The organism is Verrucosispora sp. SN26_14.1 (assembly GCF_004307965.1).
GTDB lineage: Bacteria > Actinomycetota > Actinomycetes > Mycobacteriales > Micromonosporaceae > Micromonospora.
Window position 1 is genome coordinate 1 of record NZ_SISL01000501.1, and the last position, 4,098, is coordinate 4,098.

Annotated in this window: 4 protein-coding genes and 2 pseudogenes; 4 read left to right on the forward strand and 2 right to left on the reverse strand. The window is 73.9% G+C overall.

Features of this window, described 5'->3' with window-relative positions; genetic code table 11:
- Positions 1–191, reverse strand: a pseudogene (locus EYA84_RS27890) (hypothetical protein); the annotation flags it as partial.
- A 114-nt stretch (positions 192–305) separates the two neighbouring features.
- On the opposite strand from EYA84_RS27890, the gene EYA84_RS27895 reads away from it, so the two are divergent.
- Both EYA84_RS27895 and EYA84_RS27900 read left to right on the forward strand, forming a co-directional pair.
- On the forward strand, positions 306–1,139 hold the full coding sequence (locus EYA84_RS27895; RefSeq protein ID WP_131056854.1) for an S-adenosyl-l-methionine hydroxide adenosyltransferase family protein: 834 nt from the start codon (positions 306–308) through the stop codon (positions 1,137–1,139).
- Positions 1,140–1,163: 24 nt separating this feature from the next.
- Positions 1,164–1,406, forward strand: a complete 243-nt coding sequence (locus EYA84_RS27900) for a CPCC family cysteine-rich protein (protein WP_131056850.1) — start codon at positions 1,164–1,166, stop codon at positions 1,404–1,406.
- A 52-nt stretch (positions 1,407–1,458) separates the two neighbouring features.
- Here EYA84_RS27900 and EYA84_RS27905 read toward each other — a convergent pair whose 3' ends face one another.
- Entirely contained in the window at positions 1,459–2,676 is a 1,218-nt protein-coding gene (locus EYA84_RS27905) for a hypothetical protein (RefSeq protein ID WP_201272499.1), read from the reverse strand.
- A 111-nt stretch (positions 2,677–2,787) separates the two neighbouring features.
- Here EYA84_RS27905 and EYA84_RS27910 point away from each other — a divergent pair, with 111 nt between their 5' ends.
- Together EYA84_RS27910 and EYA84_RS33665 are read left to right on the forward strand one after the other, a co-directional pair.
- Positions 2,788–3,615, forward strand: a complete 828-nt coding sequence (locus tag EYA84_RS27910) for a zinc finger domain-containing protein (RefSeq protein WP_131056852.1) — start codon at positions 2,788–2,790, stop codon at positions 3,613–3,615.
- A 252-nt stretch (positions 3,616–3,867) separates the two neighbouring features.
- Positions 3,868–4,098, forward strand: a pseudogene (locus EYA84_RS33665) (hypothetical protein); the annotation flags it as partial.

Here is a 4,098-nt window from a genome sequence, read left to right on the forward strand (position 1 = left end):
GCGGTGGACGGCGCGCTCGACGGGGCGTCCGACGGGACCGGTGGGGTGGCTGCGGTGGCCGGCGCGCTGGCCGGGGGCGGCGCGCTCGTCGGGTCGGCGGCGGACGGCTGTTCCTTCTCCCCACCACCGCAGGCGGTGAGGGCGGCGGTGACCGCGACGAGGACGAGGGCTGGCAGGATCCGGTGGCTCACTCAGAGCAGTCTGCCGGGCGGACGTCGCGGTGTGCAGTGGCCGGTCGGTCAGGCGGCCTGTCACCTATCCGGCACCGACACCGGACCGTACGATGCGGTGCCGTGACCAGCAGCGTGGATCGGGTCGTCTCGTTCACCACCGACTACGGCCTGACCGACGGATTCGTGGCGGCCTGCCACGGGGTGATCACCCGGCTCGCCCCGACGGTGCGGGTGATCGACGTGACGCACCTGGTGCCACCGGGCGATGTCCGGCGGGGCGCGACGGTGCTCGCCCAGACGGTGCCGTACCTGCCTGGCGGCGGCGTACACCTGGCCGTCGTCGACCCGGGGGTGGGTACGGCCCGGCGGGGTGTCGCGCTGGCCACGCCCGGGGGCCTGCTGGTGGGGCCGGACAACGGCCTGTTGTGCGACGCGGCCGACGCGTTGGGTGGGGTGCGCGCCGCAGTGGAGCTGACCGATCCGACGTGGTGGGGCGCCCGGGTCTCCGCCACGTTCCACGGCCGGGACGTGTTCGCGCCGGTGGCGGCCCGGCTGGCCACGGGAGCGCCGATGGCGCAGGCCGGTCCGGCGGTCGGTCCGGAGACGCTGGTACGCCTGCCGGAGCCGGTGGTCGAGTCGACGCCGGACGGCTTCGTCGCCGAGGTGTTGACCGTGGACAACTTCGGCAACGTGCAGGTGGCGGCGTCGGCCGACCTGCTCGCCCCACTGCCGGCCCGGTTACGGGTACGCCCGCACGACGCCGAGCCGGTGCGGGAGGCGGTGCACGGACGGACGTTCGGCGACGCGCCCGTCGGCGGGCTGGTGGCGCATGCCGACTCGGCCGGCCTGGTGGCGCTCTCGGTCAACGGGGGACGCGCTGTGGACCTGCTCGGGGTGGTACCGGGTAGGCTGCTGCGGGTGTGGGCGGCCCCCACCGACGAGGTGCCCCGCGCCACACGCCCGTGACGTCTACTGTGGAAAGCTGTTCGGGTGAACGATCGCTGGGTTCCCGCCGCCTGCCCCTGCTGCGCGTACCGGACCGGCGGCGGCACCTGTCCGGTCTGCTTCTGGACCGACGACGGTCAGGCCGACGCCGACGCGGACGTGGTCCGTGGCGGCCCCAACGGCGACCTGAGCCTGTCGCACGCCCGGCTGAACTTCGCCGTCTACGGTGCCTGCCACCCCCGCTACCAGGACGCGGTCCGGGGCCCCCGTCCGGACGAGCTGCCCTGAGCCCAGGCCGGGCCGGCGTGGGAGGACACCGGCCCGGCTCCGCGCGCGGGATTCAGCAGCGCGGCACCGTGGGGCCCCAGACCGCCGAGACGTACGCGTGGCTGACGAACTGCCCGCTGGCGAGTCGGTTCCACCGGTTGGTGGTGCGGTACGGCCCGGTCACCGTCTGCCCGGTCACGTAACACTCGACGGGCACGTGGGAGTAGCGGGCGGCCAGTCCCCGGCTGGCGTAGCCGGTGCCGGCTCCGGCGCGGATGTTCAGCGGCCCGTCACCGATCACCGCCCGGCTGCCGGTGCCGGTCCAGAGGTAGGCGACGTCGACCCAGGTGTTGGTGGTCAGTTGCAGCCCGTCCCAGAAGGTGCCGTCGGCGAGGTCTATTCCGGCCGGGTTCAGCACCGTACGCCCGAACTGGTCCCGCCCGCCGTTGTAGCCGTTCTGGTAGGCGGCCTGTGCCTGCGGGCGTCCCTGCGGCAGGTCCTTCCAGTTCTCCCGCACCGCGCTGGGGTTCCAGTAGTCGTCCCGGGTGTTCCACGGTCCGACGTCCCAGACCGGCGCGTACGTGCAGCGGCTGCCGCTGGTGGTGCAGACCCGGACGGTGTAGTCGCCGCTGTTGCGCGGGGAGAGGCTCCGCCGCGACGGCAGCGCCACGAAATGGTCGCGGGGCGCGACCGTGTGCCCGTTGGCGGTCACCTCGCCGACCAGGCCGATCCGGGTGGTGTAGACCCGGTAGACGCGGCCGGGCGTGGCGGCGGCGACGGCCACCCCGCCGGTGTCGGCGGTGAACCGGACGGCGCGGACCTCGGCGGTGGCTCCGGCCGGACCACCGGTGAGCACCACCCGGGTCTGCACCCGCCCGATCGGCCGGTCGAACACCGCCGCCGGTACGGCGTCGCGCCATTCGGTCCAGCCGGTGTCGTGCCAGCCGCGCACCTGGACGCTCGCCGTGGCACCGGCCCGGGAGGTGGCGGTCACCTCGGCCCGGAACCGGGTGGCCGGGCTGCTCAGGGTACGCGGCGCAGCCACCAGCATCCCTTCGGCGACGGCGCTGCGGCGGATCGGTACGCCGGGCGGACGGGCGTCGGCCAGCCGCAGCCCGGACCGGGTGTGCCGGACGTTGACGTCGTCGGCGTCGACGGTGGACAGGGCGGCGTTCCACCGGTCGGCGCGGGCGGCCGAGGCGGGCGCGGGGGGCGCCAGGGTGACGACCAGGACAGCGGCCAGGACAGCGGCCGGCGCGATCGCCGGTCGCGATAGACGAATGCGATTCATTCGTTTTCCTCCTCAGATCTCCCCGATAATGCTCATATAGGAAGATCGAACCGAAGTGACATACAAATAGCGATACACGCGAATTCGGCTCGGGTGAGGGAGGATGGTGGGGTGCCCGAAGGTGACACCGTGTGGAACACCGCCCGCGTCCTGGACCGCGCCCTGGCCGGCACCCGGCTGACCGGCAGCGACTTCCGGGTGCCGCGACTGGCCACCACCGACCTGACCGACTTCGCGGTCCGGGAATGCGCCAGCCGGGGCAAACACCTGCTGCTCCGCCTGACCGCCCCCACCAGCGCCGCCCCGACCGGGGTCACTCGCGCCGGCCACACCCAGGAGCACTGGACGCTGCACTCGCACCTGCGGATGGACGGCACCTGGCGGACGTACGCGCCGGGGGAACGCTGGACGGCCCGCCCGGCGCACCTGATCCGGGTGGTGTTGCGGGCCTCCGCCGCGACGGCCGTCGGCTACCACCTGCACGACGTGGCGCTGGTGCCCACCGCCGAGGAGGACCACCTGGTCGGGCATCTCGGCCCCGACCTGCTCGGCGCGGACTGGGATCCGGCCGAGGCGGTACGCCGGCTCGCCGCCCATCCGGACACCGCCGTCGGAGTCGCCCTGCTCGACCAGCGCAACCTGGCCGGGGTCGGCAACCTCTACAAGTGCGAGGTGCTCTTCCTGCGCGGCGTGCATCCGCGTACGCCGGTCCGACAGGTGCCCGACCTCGACGGCCTGGTCCGGCTGGCGCAGGAGCTGTTGGCCGCGAACCGGGGGCGGTGGACACAGAGCAGCACCGGATCGTTGCGGCGGGGCCAGACCAGCTACGTCTACGGACGCCGGGCACAGCCCTGCCGCCGCTGCGGCACCGCGATCCGCAAGGAGGAGCTTGGCGAACGGGTCACCTACTGGTGTCCCGTCTGCCAGCCCGTCACCTGACGCGGGCAGGCGTGGAAGTTCCGCCGGTCCGGATGCAAGTTCCACGGGTGTCTGCGCAGGTGGCGGGCCGGGTCGGAGTGGCGCAGCCGACACGCCGGGTGGCCACCAGATAGGGACGATTGGGTACTTCCTAACCGGCCCCGGATGGTCGCATGCTGCGATTGAGCGCTCACGGAACGTCAAAGTCGCGCGCCGGGCCCGCCACATCGCGGTGGGGGCCGCCGCGCCCCGACCCCGGGGAGAGCCATGGCCGTGTTCCGCAGATTCCGGTCGACCTGGCGGGATCGCGCCACCCGCAACGGCGAGTCGAGCCCGGGGGCCGTCCCCGAAGCCCGCACCGGCCCGGAGCAGACGGACCCCGGTTCCACCCCGACCTCACCGACCCCGCAGAGTGCACCGCACTACCAGGCGCAGAGCGCGCCGCCGGCCCCGGCGGAGAAGTCACCCACCGTGCCGGGCCGGACGGCACCGCCCGCACCGACC

Bases quoted from the DNA above. Each gene is read 5' to 3' on its own strand.
- EYA84_RS27905 (WP_201272499.1), bottom strand. From the start codon at position 2,676: ATGAATCGCATTCGTCTATCGCGACCGGCGATCGCGCCGGCCGCTGTC.